The organism is Serratia sp. T13T92 (genome assembly GCF_047530105.1).
GTDB classification, from domain to species: Bacteria; Pseudomonadota; Gammaproteobacteria; order Enterobacterales; family Enterobacteriaceae; genus Chania; species Chania fonticola.
Genome location: NZ_JBLJAK010000067.1, coordinates 1 through 14,319 on the forward strand (window position 1 = coordinate 1; position 14,319 = coordinate 14,319).

Genomic DNA, 14,319 nt, shown 5'->3' on the forward strand with positions numbered 1-14,319 from the left:
GGCGTTGGTGCACGGATAGGGTCAGGTTACAGCTTCCCCTTACCCACTGTAATTCAGGCGGTATTCACCTGTTTACGGACAGAATGAGGCCGTGCCACTGACAGCAGGCGATTCAGTACCGCCACCCCGATGGCCACCTCCGTCTTCTGGGACGCAAAATTCCGGGCGCGCAAGCGGATACCGATGAGCACTTTCCAGCAGGCCATCATGGTTTCCACTAACGCCCGCTTGCCATATCCCACGGCCTTCTGCCATGCCAACCGCCCCTTTTCCTGTATCATGACCAGGTGCCGGTCCCGCTGACTCGGTGGTCCCGTGGTTTCTTCCGGTACCGCCGTCACACGGGGAGGAATGGCGACAATAATGCCCTCACCCTGTCCGGCGATAGTGTTGTACGTGGGGTGACCATCATAAGCCCCGTCAGCCGTGACCTGCGTGATAGCGCCATCAGTCTGACTGAGTAACGGCCCCACCTGCGACGGGTCATCAGTCTGTGAGTCGGTCAGGGTATGTGCCACGATGCTGAAATTGTCTGCATCGACGGCCAAATGGAGTTTGCGCCAGTCACGGCGGGCTCGGGTACCGTGCTTTTCTTCCAGCCACTGGCCGGCCCCGTAAACCTTAAGTCCGGTGCTGTCGATAAGGACATGGACCTCACCCTCAGCAGGAATGCGGGGCACTGGCGGCAATACTGCAGCGCGTCGGCTGACGGTGGAGTGGTCAGGCACGGCAAGGGATAAATGCATCATGCTGAAGACCGACGCCATCAGGCCTTCAGCCTGGCGCAGGGGTATCCGGAAGGCGGTACGCAGTATCAGGCAGGTCTGGATGGCGAGGTCAGAGTAGCGAGCCTGGCCCCCAGGCGTGGTGCGGGCGGCGGCCTTCCATTGTGCAATAGCTTCGGGTGTTATCCAAAGAGTCAGGCTGCCGCGTTGCTTCAGGCCGGCTTCGTATTGTGGCCAGTTAGTGAGGGTGTATTTTGCTTTGGGAATGTGGTGACGTTTTTTGGCGTTGTGTTTATGCGGCATCGTTAACACATGTCAGAATGGGCAGGCATTGATGATACCCGTTTAGCCATCCGTGCACCAACGCCGTGTAGATGCCGTTCTCATACTGTGAGATCCGTGATCGGGCGGTGGACTCATCGATACCCGCCAGTACACCCAGTTTCTCCTGGGTTAATCCTGCCTGCCGGCGAGCGGTTTTTAATCGTAAGGGGATCATGATTTGCCGTCAAAGAATATATTGACGACATGTTTAGCATCACTTAACATCGATTGTGTTTAGAGTTACTAAACACTAATGCTATGTCAGCGTTATATAACACCAAGACCAATATCAGGGAAAAGAGCCGGTCACGATGACCGGCTCACTCACTTTCGCTCTTCAATACGTTCCCTTGCCCGTGAATAGTGCGGATCATGTCGATCGCATCTTGTGTCAACAGAGTGAACGGTACCTGGCGGTTGGCCACGATATCAAGCGCAAACACCCGGGTATACACTTCCGTGCTTTCCCCTTTTTCGTGGCCCATCAGCCCCTGTAACACCTTCAGCGGCGTGCCCTGATAGCGCATATGCATCGCGTAGCTGTGTCGAAAAACATGCGGCATCACCGGCACGCTAAAACGTATCCCTTCGCTGATGGCCTGGCGCTCGGCTTTCGTGAGCCAGTTGCGCACCGTACGATCGGTCGCTTGCCTAATCGGCAAGGGGGTACGTTCACCCGTTTGTGCATCAATCTCAAACTGTTCTTTGGTACTGGCGAACAGCCGACGCAGCTCGTCGACAACGTGCGGATAGGTCAGCGGTACCAGCCGATTGGCGATTTCCCCGTGGTAGGACGGCCGGGGCCACCGCGTTGTTGTTTGGGGGTCTTCGGATCTCAGGGAAAGAAAAGCAGGATTAATGCCATAATGGCACCAATGAAAGAGTATTGTTGCGATACATGGATTATTGCCATGAGCAGTTACTTAGCCAATCCGGGCATTCTGTACATCCTTGCATTTTCCCATGTTAATTGTACAATAAACATGAACAAGTAAAAGGAGGTTTTATGAACAGTTATACATACAGCAATGCCCGAGAAAATCTGGCGGCAATTCTTGATATGGCGGCGACTGGCGAACCCGTTGAAGTCACTCGGCGAAATGGTGAATCAGCCGTGGTTGTGAGCAAAGCCGAATTTGAGCGTTATCGCAAAGCAGCGCTCGATGCTGAATTTGCCGAGATCATGCAGACTCACGGCACGGCGTACACGGAACTTTCAAAACGATGAGATTAGTCAGTTCACAGGAAGTGATCGAGTTTCATGATCGCTTAATCTCGCGTGATGGTGGCATTCCAGGCATGGCCGAACCTGGCCGCGCCGATGCCCTCATTCACCGCGTGTTAAACATGCATCATGACGACGGTGTAACGGACATTTACGATCTGGCCGCCGTGTATCTGGTCGCCATCGCACGTGGTCACATCTTCAACGACGCGAACAAACGAACGGCGCTGCTTGTCGCTCAAGTTTTTTTGAAGCGCAATGGTGTACAGATCATGAGTTCACGGATTTCGTTTGATGAAATGCAAATCATCGCGGTCAACGCTGCAACGGGTGAATATACCTGGAAGAGGGTTTCCGACCATCTAAAGGCAATCATCCTTTAAATTACCCGCCAAGATGAAGCGTTCCGCGACGAACAGCGCCACCACAATCTGTATTTTATCCCCTTTTCTTAACCCCCATAGCACAGTGGACGTTCAAGTCATTCTGTCCAGTCGCCCAGGCCCGACTCTTGGCCATCAGTCAAAATCAACATCAGGTATCGATCGCGGCTGACTGGCGCACAACATGTAGTATGTCGGGCTGGCCGTTTTCTTCGCCCCTGCCTCGTTCTATGCAAGTGGCCACCCCACGCACCTGGACAAAACGACCCTATCGAAAAAAATGCCCAACCTGGGCGCCGGGCAGATTGGCATTATTGATATACCGGTGTTTACTACTTTACCCGAAAACGGATCTGACGGAGAAAAGTCGTACAGTCTGTATGTAATACCCATAGTACATACATAGACTGTATTGTATGTACTAAATGTATTATATGTACTGTATGTATTATTTGTATTTTATGTATTGTATTTATTCTACGCAACGATTACACTGTCGCCATTACCCCCTCATCCTGGAGATGACATCGTGAGCAGCCTTCCCCACGACACCGTACGCCGCATCGAGGACGCCGCCGCCGCCCTCATCGCCGCCGGCACCTCGAACCCGACCAACGAGCAAGTACGCCAGCACCTCGGTGGCGGCTCTTTGTCCCACATCTCCCCGGTGATGCGCGCGTTCCGCGCCCGGCAGCGGGAGCTGGCCAGCGAACAGACCCTGGCGCTGCCGCCAGAACTGCTGCAGTTGCTCACTGGCCAGTTGGGACTGCTATGGCAGGCGGCCTGCAAACAGGCGAATGCGGACACCCTGGCGGCGCGTGAGCAGGCCGATGCGGATATCGCCCAGGCTGACCAGGAGCGCGACGCCGCCCTGGCGCAGGTGGCAACACTGGAGAGCGAACTGGCAGTGCTGCGTGAGGTGGTCACCGAGCGTGACCGTCTGCTGGCAGAAGTCCGTGAGCTGCGGGCCGAAGCGCTGCCGCTACGCGAGCAGGTGGCCCGCCTGACCGCCACCGGCGAACACCTGACGACGCAGTTGAAAGAGACGAAGGCGGAGCTGAAGGGCGCCAGGGATGAAAACCGTAACTTGCAGGGCGAACTGCTGGTCCTGGCCCGGCAAGAGTTTGCTGGCGGGAAGGGAAAGGGATGAAGATAGAAATCCGGCCTGCGTGGAAGCATTTCGGATAGCACTGGGACGGGCACGCGACAGTGCTGATGAATGCGGCGATCTCCATCGCTGTAACCCTGGCGTCAACGCATTTCCGGGCAGTAGCCCGCCTGCGGCGGGAGCTAAGACCCTGAGAGAAAGTGACGTTCTTCAGCTATCGTAGCTCGCTCTACGCCCGTGTATCCACCTTGCAGATCCTGGCCGATCATGAACACGCATTCCGACGGAACATGAATGCTTTTTCTGGTTTTGCGTGAACGCCTATTCCGGATACGCTTAATCCTTCACACCTCATTGTCCCTTGTCTACCACACCGTAGTGATGAGGAGCCCCCCGTAACATGGCAAGCGCCTCCTGTGATGGCAGCGTAAACTGCACCTGGCGGCTGGCCACAATATCCAGTGCAAACACCCGCGTATAGACCTCGGTACTCTCCGCTTTCTCGTGCCCCAATAACCCCTGTACCGCTTTTAGTGGTGTTCCCTGGTACAACATGTGCATGGCGTAGCTGTGCCGAAACACATGCGGCGTAACTGGCACACTCAACCGGATCCCCTCACGCCTCGCCAGGTGTTCCGCTTTCGTCAACCAATTGCGTACACCCCGATCGCTGATCTGCCAGACGGGCAGGGGAGAACGTTCACCGGTCTCGGTATCGATTTCAAACAATTCCTTGGTGCTGGCAAACAGCCGGCGCAGCTCGTCCACACATTGCGGATCGGTCAAAGGCACCGTACGGTTCGCCGACTTGCCTTTCGTTGGCCTGCCTCGACCGGTACGCCGTTGTTTGGCGGTACGCAAGACCACGTGCGGCATCGCCACATTGAGCCGAAAATCCCGCCGCCTCAGCGCCAGCGCTTCATTGATCCGGGCACCGGTATTCCACAGCAGGTTGATCAGCGCATGCTGTGTCCAGTCCGGTAAGAAGTGAAGGAGGGCGGCCACTTCCGGCGCCAGCAGATACCGGGGTAGATCATCATAGGTCATGGCCATCTGGCGCAGCGACAGCGCACGTTGATAATCTTGCGGTGCCAACATCGGGGTGGTTTCACCGGCGGGGGTCACCACCATGGCCAGTGCCGGATCATAGGTCATCATCTGCTCCTGTTGCTATTGCTCTGTCTACCAAGGACCTTCCCCCCTGTCACAGGATCTGCCGAGGCCGGAAGGCTAGGTAACAAACGGTCAAAGGATTGAGGTTGCGCTACGTAAAAAATTGGCGTCTACGCCCCACGTCGACGTTCAGATTTCACGTAGCGCAATTTCTTTCAAAATCGGGCAAAAACGGATGTTTTCGTCGTCAATGCACGGCAACGCCTCATCAGTATCGCCAAACCGCCGCGCCGACGCACGGGCAATAATTCGTTTTCGCGATCGGTCATCGCTGCCTCCGCACTTCCGACTTCTGGAAATATACCATAAACAGGAAGCAAAAAGACGGCTTAACAGGATCGGCGGGGATCCAAAAAGGATCCTTTTTCGCTGTATGTTGTGGTATCTCTGCATGATGGGTACAACATACGGGATAACTGCCCCGAAAATGCCCCTAAAGGATCCGCTTCCGAAAATAGCAGAGAACGGAAAGGGGGAACGCCCCATAGGGAAGACGGATCCCGCCAGGCCAGTTCCTCCGACCAACCCGCCAAGATTAACCCTTGGCGACCTTTTCCGGGAAAAGCACAAACCGGAAAGCCCGATCCCGTGGTGATGAGAAAAGGTTCGCCCCACCAAAGGGCTAGCACACCCTCGCCTTTACCATCATCCACGATGGATTCATCTCTATCGCAGTTTCATTAAAGCCCATTATTTACTATACAGTTTTTTATTTAAATTGTGTGCCGTTAACCACACAATCGGATCACATATATCTACCGAGGTATAACGCGTATTATCTAAAGCAGACATAAAGTGAAATTAATTATGTCTACTGAGTAATGCTCTCGATTATATAAAGACGATAGAAAAAAACAAACTAATCACACTCAACAGTATGTTGAATATAATATTAAGGTAATAACATGGCCGGATTTAGTTGGGGCAGGAATGGGGCTCTGTCGCATTAAGATTGTGTCGGGTAACATGCTGTCTTTTTATGATGTTACCTGACCATGTCTTTGAGCCGAAACGCCTTCAGGCGGCTTCATTATCCCGTCGATATTATCGCTCAATGTGTACGCTGGTATTTGGCCTACTCACTCAGCCTACGCAATGTGGAAGAGATGATGGCAGAACGCGGTATTGTCGTTGACCATTCCACGCCCCATCGTTGGATTATCCGCCTGGTGCCGATGCAGGATAAGACGTTACGCGGGCATAAACGCGCCGTGCGCCGCCGCTGGCGCATGGACGAAACCTACATCAAAGTCAGAGGACAATGGAAATACCTATACTGGGCCGTCGATACTGCCGGCCAAACCATCGACTTTTTGCTCACCGCCAAACGGGATACTGCAGCGGCATTACGCTTCTTTCGCAAGATCATCTGCCACCTCGGAGAACCTGACGTGGTGACGATCGATAAAAGCCGTGCCAATACTGCGGCTCTGGCCACGCTCAATGCCAACAAACCCGAAGAGGAAACCATTACCATCAGGCATAGCAATCATCTGAATAATCTGGTTGAACAAGATCACCGTAATATCAAACGCCGGACACGACCCATGCTGGGATTCAAATCCTTTCGTCGGGCGCAGACAATTCTAGCCGGTATCGAACTGCTCCACATGATACGAAAGGGCAATATCAACATCCGCAAGGTGAAGGGTGACACCCTTGGAAAAATTTTATCTGTTGGCCTCCTAAAAAATTGGCCGTGTTACTTTTGCCAACTTCATGTCACTAATGCGACAGAGCCGACGTACCTGATTTTCAAGTTCCTGTATTCGCCGTTGTTCAGGTGTAATGGCACTGGCTGCTGGCGTCTCGCCCCGTACTTCTCCGCGATACTGGCGTAGCCAGCGCTGCAATGTGGAAAGACCAATATTCATTGTTTCAGCAGCTTGTGTCACCGGGTAGTTGTGCTGAAGGACCAGATTGACACATTCCTGTTTGAACTCATGGGTAAACGTTTTTCTGCGCATTCTCACCTCGTTAGTGCTGCTTATTATATCTCTAACAAAGTGTCCGGGATCATTAGACCATTACACACAAGGGACAATTTGAACTTCAGGGCGGGGACGGTCTGTCGCCAACAGACCAGTTTTACCTGCTGACTGTCTAAAAAATGCACTTTCGCCAGCCCACTGCCGTTAATGCGACAGAACCATGGAAATGCCCAGAACATTCCCAGGCAGTAACCATGCTCTGACAAAAGTGTAGCTGTATTAGGCGCAGCTATATAGATGGATACCATCTCAGTGAGTTATTTATGATTTCGTCCGTTACGATCACTTTTTGAACGGCGACCAACTCCAATAGAAGCCTTCGAGTTCTATAAATATTGGTATTGACGGCATTCGCCAGTTGTCGAGTCGACAGCCACAGATGCTGTGGTGGCAACTCTGTAACCTTGCGTGGTTTAGGAGATTGTGTAAGTAATACCCTCAAAAGACTTTGCTGTAATTTTAGTGCTTCCTTCTGCTTTGACGTTAATGATTTCATTGGTTTCCTTTCAATTATCAAAAAAATAAAGGATAGAACTCTAAATTCAGTATCCCCTCTCATTCCAGGCAATGTCTGATCTGTAACATTAAGATGTTGTCAGCTAACTACTTCCCACCTAAATAATCGACAACGAAAATTTCTCCAATTTCATGTCACCAATACTTAAAGAATCACCAACAATTAAAAAAGAGAACGATATGAAATTTTAAATTTATTTTTTATCATCAACCATGCGTTTCCAGATATAATAAAAACCTTATCAACATTTTATGTCCATAAAATAAATAAAAGTGTCTAATATCGCTATCCTTACCATTCATTGACATGTGGTGCAACACACCTCAGCTAAGTGTATTACAACTTAGCTGAGGTAATAGTACTAACATCTTGCCCTGCGAGGACTTAAAAATTGTAGCACTATAACCCGCAAGGATATTTATGGAAAAGATATAAAACCTCCTAGTTATTAACGATAATATTAGCCATTAGCCATTAGCCATTAGCCATTAGCCATTAGCCATTAGCCATTAGCCATTAGCCAACCTTAAAATAGATATTATAACTTAGTAAGAGGTTTCATCAGATTTACCATTTTAGTATTTCATTAAGTTTTCTAACACCTAATTTTAAAGCGACACTTGACCGCACAGCATAAATGGCTTTCTTAGAAACATTATAATAGTACGCTTCTTCATCTACAGACATAGACTTAAAAAGGCATTTGAGCGTCCTGTATTCTGTTGGGGTCAACCGAGAGATCTGTTTGCTTGATAATAAGTAACCCCAGTCTTTAATTGAATATAAGTCTGAAATTAATATCTTTCTACTATCTAGAACAATAGCATTTCTTAGAAAGAAGTAAAAATAATTGGCGACTGGAGTAAGCAATGGTTCTGTAATTATTAAAGAAGGACTCATCAGATTTTTCTCCAACCATCCTGAAGAAATAATTTCTCTCAGAGACCACTTAGAAACATTCAGCACTTGTAATTCACAGTTTAGTTCCCCCCCTCTAAATATGTGTTTAATACCTTCAAAAAAATAAATATCCCTTTTTGGATAAATTACTACATTCATAATTGCATCCTCATGTTTTAAAAAAGTATTGTCCTTGTATTTTACTCATTGTGTCACCTATCGTATTAGTGAGGCGAGCATACCATGCTTCGATTAGATGACTTATTCGGTTTGCCACTACAAATCATCAAAGCAAATGACACAGTTAGGTACGCCATACCGCATCTGGAACGTATAACAGATGTGCCACCGGAAACTATAGTGTAGACTAACTCTAATTTTTTAAATTAAATCACTTCAATTCTCTGTGTATCTCTCTGCACTTTTCTCAGCAAGGTTGAAAGAGGGTGTTATAAGTGTAATAGTCGCCAGTGAAAAAGTGAAACACCTACACTTTAGGAAATACCACCTATCTCAGAATGCCTTATGAATTCGTGATTTCCACTCTCCATATAGAATAATTATCTTCCTATACCGTCACGGAATTGAGAATATTAAATCGACAATAAAATTTGTTATAATATATATTTTTACCCCACCCTTTCATAAGAAATATAAAAATAAAATGACCTTCTATGGTAGCCTCTTCTTGAGAGATAAATAAAATAAACCACTCTCACTAGTCTTTCGCTATGTGGAAATTACTTTTTAATTTAAAAAAGTTTTTTAATTATCAGCATCAATATCCATCCCCTGTTCCTATTTAGCCTCTAGATTAATCATCCTTTTAAACTCTACTTTTACATCATTCTGATAGATGTCTTTTAGCTGAGACATTACGTCCATATCCCCAGAAAGTTCCATAGGATAGACAAGCATGACAGAATACGCCAAATTTAAAAATGAAATAAGTAACATGGTTAAAAGTAATAAGATAAAAAAGCAAACCACCTTCATATTTCCCTCCTATAATAGTACCCCCCACCTCATATCGAAACTATTGTAAACCGATGGGGTGGATCAACCAATTTTTAACAATCTCGACACTAACCAGTTATGTTACAAGCTTCTAATCATATAGATACTGCAGTCATGGTGACCTGTATTTCCGAGTCTTTCAGATATGTGACGAAATCCGAAAATCTCATACAGACGAACTGCATTTTTTAGTTCTTCGAGCGTTTCAAGATAGCAGAATTCATATTTCAAGGCGGTAGCCTGAGCAATAATGAAGGCAATCATGCGTCTTCCTATTCCCATCCCTTTAACATGACTGCTGAAAAAAAATTTTTGCATTTCACAAATACCTTCTTCGCCATATAGTGGGGCAAGTCCCGCTCCCCCGACTACTTTTCCATTGGCCTCAGCAACCCAGTACCCGGTTCTAGGATGATTGTAGGCCTCACTTAAATTTTCAAGTACAGGGTCATTGAGGCTAACCCCCTCCAGATGGTCGATTTTGTTCTCTCGAAAACTATTTCGTATGATTTCTGCAATAACTGCATTATCTCTTGCTTCAATTGGTCGAAAGATCACTCCTACCTCTCTCTGCCAGCGGGCGTTACGCAAACTGCAAGAGAAACGCGTTATGACTTCAAGGAACTCCTGTATTTCTTCATCTGAGGATGAAAACAGAGCTTCCTCAATAAATTTGTCGGCATTTCCCTCAAGAGTGTAAAGTAGCTGTTTTCCTGAATCGCTTAACATAAGTGTTGATGCTCTACCATCCTGATCGTCATGCTTCTTTGTCAGATATCCCATCTCAATTAGAGAGCGAAGAGTGCGACTCATACTCGCCTTATCAACACATAGCTTAGCCGCCAGTTCTGTTGCTCCTGAAGGCTTGCTATTAAGTTCAATCAATATATGACTCTGAAGGGGTGATAACATGGTTCCGCTGCTTTTACGGCTGAGCATCCCAAGCTCTCTGACCATCTCCCGCAGTGCTGTACGGAACTGGCGTACTTCATTTTTCTTCATAAATATGGCCTGCATCTAGTATCTATGGTACCCATGATACACAAACTACTTAACACTGTTAAGTAGTTTGTGTATCATGGGTACTCATTCGCAAGCAGGTTATTCATTATGAGAAAAAAATGTAATGATAAGGCTCTTCGCAGGACCGTTGCCGTTACAACTGTTGTTATGTTTGTTTTTTATGCAACCTCTATACTGAGTCATTTTCTGTTGTGAGAAAGTCAGCACGACTGCGCCATGTGGTGTTGTATTTGATTTTATCGACTGCAGGTGACAATTCATCACTTTTCAGGTGCTGACATTTAGGCTCTGTCGCATTAGTGACATGAAGTTGGCCAAAGTTGCGTTGTTGGTTATTTAGGCAGCCAGAAAATAGAATTGTTCCGCGGGTGACAGTCCTCCACTTTTTGGGGGTTGATATTACCCTTTTCGTATCATGTTGAGCAGTTCGATACCGGCCAGGATCGTCTGTGCCCGTCGAAAGGATTTGAATCCCAGCATGGATCGTGTCCGGCGTTTGATGTTGCGGTGATCTTGTTCAACCAGATTATTCAGATACTTGTTTTGTCTGACGATAATCGCTTCTTCGTATGGTTTATCGGGGCTTTGTTGAATAAATCGAACTTTTGGCCGTAGTCAGGATCAGATCACCACACTCCTGATCCTGCAGCGATATCACGTGGCAAAACAAAAGTTCAAAATCACCAACTGGGCTACCTACAACAAGGCACTCATCCATCGGGGCTCACTGACTTTCTGGCTTGATGAGTCGGCCATTCAGGCCTGGTATGACAAGCCCAACACGTCTTCACGGGGTCGTCCTCAACGTTATTCTGAGCTCGCTATTTCTACCTTCTAATATCTGCATGATAACCAGCGATGGCTGGAATAGTTATGCCAGAGCAGTGCCAAAGTATAAGTATCTACCGGACGAAGAAGTTATCCTTCAGATATTTCACTATCCGCGCAACCTTACCTTTGGTTGTGGCCCTGCGCGGGCGTTAGGCCCGTGACAGGAAGTCATAGTGATCGGCCAGCAAGAGGAACCCGGAGTTGAACACCACTTTTCCGTTGTTATTTTTCAGCACTACTGCCTTCTGGTTATCAACCAGCACAGTTTTAACACTACAGCTGAAGTAGCGGAAGGCGCGAACAAGCGACTCATAGGTGTGTTCAGCATATGTTGCCATATCGCAGCCGGGCAGGATGTGCTGCTATTCGGCAATCCACTGTTCGGAGGCCTTGAGGCCACAGCGGCTGTAGGCTTTGGACTCGCAGATGTGGCAGAAGAAGCGGGCACGGGTACAGTCCGATAAGGTGCAACAGTAACGGTGAACGCTCATGAGGCAGGTGCCGCAGGCGAGTATGCGCTCGACGGTGAGTTTGGTCCAGCCGCTGAGGGGATCCCCGTATTTGTCCAGGTACTGGCACTAGCCGTCGTCATGCTGGAACAGCAGCTTTGTGGGTTGCGGAGTATACATAGAGGGGACAAGGAATGAGAAAAGAGCTTCGGCGTCAATGTGATCACGTTGCAGACGTGTTCTTTTTTATGCGGGTATTAGTGCGGGGGGCGTCAGCCTGCACCAACGTTGATGTGAGGCTGGGTCTTAAAGACGGTTGAGGCAGCAACGCTGGCGTGCTCGTACCGAAGGTACGCTACGTTCTCATCTGAGGAGCAATTTTATCTATTGGCTACCTAAATAACCGGCAGAGTCACTTTTGCTAACTTCTCTACGCTAATGCGGCAGATCCAGAGTTGCAGCCTAGTGTTCGGTGCGACTTTCATTTCTATCCTGATACCAGACTTCCAAATCCCCAGGCTTAAGCGGCCTTGAAAAAACATAACCCTGCACTTCGTCACAACCCATCTCACGCAATATTTTTACTGTATGGTCATTTTCCACACCTTCAGCTAGCACGACATAATCGAGTTGTTTAAGCAGTCTGATAACGTTACGGGCAATAATGTGGCTGGCTTTGTCGCTGCCAATCTTACTGACGATGGAGCGGTCGAGTTTAATGATATCAATGGGAATCTGAAGCAAATAGTTGATATTACTGTAGCCCGAACCGAAATCATCCAGTGATATCTTAAATCCTCGCGACCTTAGTATCTCCAGCCCGTTGATAGCAGCTGGGCTTTCCAGCATCTTCTCCGTTTCTAAACATTCCACACCGAGTAAATCGGGAGCGAGCCCGGCGCTTCGTATTTTCTGTTCAAGTCCGTCAGCAAAATCGCGCCGTGAAAAATCGCTGGCGGCCAGATTAATAGAGATGGATAGAGAGATTCCCCGATCACGCCATTGGCTTAACTGCGTGATAGCATGATCTATCACCCATTCCGTGAGCTCCCGCATCAGGCTGGTTCTTTCTACCAGCGGGATAAATAGCTCGGGTAAAACTTCACCATGCTCTGAATGCTTCCAGCGCAGAAGTGCTTCGACGCCCGTGACCTGACCTGTCACCAGCGAAATCTTCGGCTGATAGACCAGATATAATCCGCGGTCTTCGTGGAGTGCCTCTCTCAGGCTGGTGAGCAAGCTAAAGTCATTTTTTTTACTGTTATCTAGCGCCTTATCATAGGTCATAAACTGGTGGTCGTGACTTATCGCCTCGTGTAATGCGCTTACTGCACGGCGCAGGATTTCAACCGGCGTCATTGAGTTATCACAATCCCCTGAATTGCCAATATGAATATCCAAATCCAGAGTCACATCAGGGTTTATTCTGGCCTGTATTCCCTTCAGACACAGGGCTATATCCTCGAGTGCCGAATTCTCCTTTGCGTGGGTGAAATAAGCAAACCGTCCCACCGCGACGGCATAGAGCTGTCCGATCAATTGCAACCGGCCCTGAAGCTGCACCGCCATGTCGCGCAATAAATTTTCCACAGCGGTCATGCCCAGTGAGCGGGCGATTTCATACGCAAATGGCATATCGATACAGTCAATGATGACAAGTTTAAACGTGCTCTCTTTTGAAACAGCGATATCTTTGAGCATCCGTTGTCGATTAGGTAGCAGAGTCACAATATCGATATATCCGACGTCATGCCATGACGCCAGAAATCCCGATACCAGCTCAGCCAGCTGCTCAAAAATATTGATCTGCTCGTCTGATAGTGTCCGCGGCTGAGTATCCAAAAGACACAACGTACCGACGACGACACCCTCCTGCGTTTTGAGCGGACAACCCGCATAAAAACGAACAAAAGGGGCCTCTGAAACGGCTTCATAAGCTCTGAAATCCGGGTGCTCTTGAGTATCAGGACAAATAAAAGTTTCGCCTTTTCCCAGAGCGTTTTTGCAAAACGCTTCGCCGAGGCTTTTTTCCGTAACCGTGATATTCTTAGCAGATTTGATGTACTGTTTTTCACCATCCATAACGGAAACAAAGCACATTGGCACATTAAGTAGCTGGCAGGCCAGAAGTGTGTATTTTTTTAGCGCCTCATCCCGAACCTCATCGTGGCTCTTAAGCAGATTTATCGCTGCGCGATTTTTACTTTCATCGCTGCTAAGGTCAGTCAACATAGCAATACTCCGGTTTAATGAGTCTTTTACTTTTCCCTTGCCTGTAGTCATACCGGTTCTTTCGAGTTAGTGACATAAAGCAGGCAAAATTTGCGTTGCCGGTTATTTAGGCAGCCAACAAATAGAATTGTTCCACCGGTATCAACCCTTCGCCGAAATGGTGATGAAGCTGTCCTTTGCGTATCTTGTGGATCAGGTCGATGCCGGTCAAGATCGTCTATGATCGCCGAAACAATTTAAATTCTAGCATGGGTCGTATCCTTCGTTTGATGTAGCGATGATCTTGTTCAACCACATTATTCAGATACTTGTTCTTCTTGACAGTAATGACCCCTTCTTCTGGTTTGTTGGCGTTGAGTGTGGTCTGCGTTGCCATGTTAGCGCCACTTTTATCAATGGTCACTTTCTCCGGTTCATGGTG

The 14,319-nt window shown here is 48.2% G+C and carries 11 protein-coding genes and 6 pseudogenes; 5 read left to right on the forward strand and 12 right to left on the reverse strand.

Translation table 11 applies throughout. From position 1 onward, the window contains the following. Positions 1-53: 53 nt before the first annotated feature. From ACMV5I_RS27840 to ACMV5I_RS27850, 3 genes and pseudogenes are all read right to left on the reverse strand, one after another. Positions 54-1,028: an IS5 family transposase gene (locus tag ACMV5I_RS27840; protein WP_414825781.1), complete on the reverse strand. Its 975-nt coding sequence runs from the start codon at positions 1,026-1,028 to the stop codon at positions 54-56. A 67-nt stretch (positions 1,029-1,095) separates the two neighbouring features. After that, a pseudogene (locus ACMV5I_RS27845) lies at positions 1,096-1,224 on the reverse strand (helix-turn-helix domain-containing protein); the annotation flags it as partial. A 145-nt stretch (positions 1,225-1,369) separates the two neighbouring features. Continuing rightward, positions 1,370-1,711, reverse strand: coding sequence for a tyrosine-type recombinase/integrase (locus tag ACMV5I_RS27850; protein WP_414825782.1), 342 nt, complete (start codon positions 1,709-1,711; stop codon positions 1,370-1,372). A gap of 344 nt (positions 1,712-2,055) precedes the next feature. Here ACMV5I_RS27850 and ACMV5I_RS27855 point away from each other — a divergent pair, with 344 nt between their 5' ends. The 3 genes from ACMV5I_RS27855 to ACMV5I_RS27865 all read left to right on the forward strand — a co-directional run bounded on the left by ACMV5I_RS27855 (position 2,056) and on the right by ACMV5I_RS27865 (position 3,807). Beyond that, entirely contained in the window at positions 2,056-2,277 is a 222-nt protein-coding gene (locus tag ACMV5I_RS27855) for a type II toxin-antitoxin system Phd/YefM family antitoxin (RefSeq protein WP_161739273.1), read from the forward strand. After that, positions 2,274-2,657 (forward strand): type II toxin-antitoxin system death-on-curing family toxin, encoded by a 384-nt coding sequence (locus ACMV5I_RS27860; RefSeq protein WP_414825783.1) that lies wholly within the window; start codon positions 2,274-2,276, stop codon positions 2,655-2,657. Before ACMV5I_RS27855 ends, ACMV5I_RS27860 begins: the two co-directional genes overlap by 4 nt. A 529-nt stretch (positions 2,658-3,186) precedes the next feature. Beyond that, positions 3,187-3,807 (forward strand): DNA-binding protein, encoded by a 621-nt coding sequence (locus tag ACMV5I_RS27865; protein ID WP_414825784.1) that lies wholly within the window; start codon positions 3,187-3,189, stop codon positions 3,805-3,807. A gap of 309 nt (positions 3,808-4,116) precedes the next feature. Here ACMV5I_RS27865 and ACMV5I_RS27870 read toward each other — a convergent pair whose 3' ends face one another. Then, a complete protein-coding gene (locus ACMV5I_RS27870; RefSeq protein WP_414825788.1) occupies positions 4,117-4,920 on the reverse strand; it encodes a tyrosine-type recombinase/integrase in 804 nt (267 codons plus the stop codon). 1,013 nt (positions 4,921-5,933) lie between these two features. Between ACMV5I_RS27870 and ACMV5I_RS27875 the strand changes: the two are divergent. Beyond that, positions 5,934-6,624: pseudogene (locus tag ACMV5I_RS27875) on the forward strand (IS6 family transposase); the annotation flags it as partial. On the opposite strand, the gene ACMV5I_RS27880 reads toward ACMV5I_RS27875, so the two are convergent. The 4 genes and pseudogenes from ACMV5I_RS27880 to ACMV5I_RS27895 all read right to left on the reverse strand — a co-directional run. Then, entirely contained in the window at positions 6,624-6,905 is a 282-nt protein-coding gene (locus tag ACMV5I_RS27880) for a transposase (RefSeq protein ID WP_414825785.1), read from the reverse strand. The pseudogene ACMV5I_RS27875 and the gene ACMV5I_RS27880 overlap by 1 nt on opposite strands. Positions 6,906-8,013: 1,108 nt before the next feature. After that, positions 8,014-8,505 (reverse strand): hypothetical protein, encoded by a 492-nt coding sequence (locus ACMV5I_RS27885; protein ID WP_414825786.1) that lies wholly within the window; start codon positions 8,503-8,505, stop codon positions 8,014-8,016. A gap of 939 nt (positions 8,506-9,444) precedes the next feature. Beyond that, a complete protein-coding gene (locus ACMV5I_RS27890) occupies positions 9,445-10,365 on the reverse strand; it encodes a GNAT family N-acetyltransferase (protein WP_414825787.1) in 921 nt (306 codons plus the stop codon). 357 nt (positions 10,366-10,722) lie between these two features. Further along, positions 10,723-10,962 (reverse strand): annotated as a pseudogene (locus ACMV5I_RS27895) (DDE-type integrase/transposase/recombinase); the annotation flags it as partial. An 82-nt stretch (positions 10,963-11,044) separates the two neighbouring features. Between ACMV5I_RS27895 and ACMV5I_RS27900 the strand changes: the two are divergent. Next, a pseudogene (locus tag ACMV5I_RS27900) lies at positions 11,045-11,218 on the forward strand (transposase); the annotation flags it as partial. A gap of 73 nt (positions 11,219-11,291) precedes the next feature. On the opposite strand, the pseudogene ACMV5I_RS27905 reads toward ACMV5I_RS27900, so the two are convergent. The 4 genes and pseudogenes from ACMV5I_RS27905 to ACMV5I_RS27920 all read right to left on the reverse strand — a co-directional run. After that, positions 11,292-11,543, reverse strand: a pseudogene (locus ACMV5I_RS27905) (IS21 family transposase); the annotation flags it as partial. Between the two features lie 36 nt (positions 11,544-11,579). Beyond that, on the reverse strand, positions 11,580-11,786 hold the full coding sequence (locus ACMV5I_RS27910) for a transposase zinc-binding domain-containing protein (RefSeq protein ID WP_414825789.1): 207 nt from the start codon (positions 11,784-11,786) through the stop codon (positions 11,580-11,582). 342 nt (positions 11,787-12,128) lie between these two features. Further along, positions 12,129-13,898: an EAL domain-containing protein gene (locus tag ACMV5I_RS27915; RefSeq protein ID WP_414825790.1), complete on the reverse strand. Its 1,770-nt coding sequence runs from the start codon at positions 13,896-13,898 to the stop codon at positions 12,129-12,131. 106 nt (positions 13,899-14,004) lie between these two features. After that, a pseudogene (locus tag ACMV5I_RS27920) lies at positions 14,005-14,319 on the reverse strand (DDE-type integrase/transposase/recombinase); the annotation flags it as partial.

Coding starts and splice junctions, on each gene's coding strand:
- ACMV5I_RS27870 (WP_414825788.1), bottom strand. CDS start 4,920: ATGACCTATGATCCGGCACTGGCCATGGTGGTGACCCCCGCCGGTGAA.
- ACMV5I_RS27885 (WP_414825786.1), bottom strand. CDS start 8,505: ATGAATGTAGTAATTTATCCAAAAAGGGATATTTATTTTTTTGAAGGT.
- ACMV5I_RS27890 (WP_414825787.1), bottom strand. CDS start 10,365: ATGAAGAAAAATGAAGTACGCCAGTTCCGTACAGCACTGCGGGAGATG.
- ACMV5I_RS27860 (WP_414825783.1), top strand. CDS start 2,274: ATGAGATTAGTCAGTTCACAGGAAGTGATCGAGTTTCATGATCGCTTA.
- ACMV5I_RS27880 (WP_414825785.1), bottom strand. CDS start 6,905: ATGCGCAGAAAAACGTTTACCCATGAGTTCAAACAGGAATGTGTCAAT.
- ACMV5I_RS27855 (WP_161739273.1), top strand. CDS start 2,056: ATGAACAGTTATACATACAGCAATGCCCGAGAAAATCTGGCGGCAATT.
- ACMV5I_RS27915 (WP_414825790.1), bottom strand. CDS start 13,898: ATGTTGACTGACCTTAGCAGCGATGAAAGTAAAAATCGCGCAGCGATA.
- ACMV5I_RS27840 (WP_414825781.1), bottom strand. CDS start 1,028: ATGCCGCATAAACACAACGCCAAAAAACGTCACCACATTCCCAAAGCA.